Origin of the sequence: Delftia sp. S65 (assembly GCF_016516495.1) — a bacterium.
Classification (GTDB): domain Bacteria; phylum Pseudomonadota; class Gammaproteobacteria; order Burkholderiales; family Burkholderiaceae_C; genus Comamonas; species Comamonas acidovorans.
On sequence record NZ_JACVUR010000126.1, the window covers coordinates 1 to 235 of the forward strand.

A 235-nucleotide genomic window follows, 5' to 3' on the forward strand; every position below is an offset into this window, starting at 1 on the left:
CGCCGCCATCGGCGCTTCGCGCGCAGCGGTGGACGCAGGCTATGCGCCCAACGACCTGCAGGTCGGCCAGACCGGCAAGATCGTGGCGCCGCAGCTGTACATTGCGGCCGGTATTTCCGGCGCCATCCAGCACTTGGCCGGCATGAAGGACTCCAAGGTGATCGTGGCGATCAACAAGGACCCCGAGGCACCGATCTTCTCGGTGGCCGACTACGGCCTGGAGGCCGACCTGTTC

Annotated in this window: 1 protein-coding gene; it reads left to right on the forward strand. The window is 66.8% G+C overall.

Annotated elements, in window-relative coordinates; all coding sequences use genetic code 11:
• The coding region (locus IAE24_RS30105; RefSeq protein ID WP_200016429.1) for an electron transfer flavoprotein subunit alpha/FixB family protein at positions 1-235 on the forward strand (235 nt) is incomplete at both ends.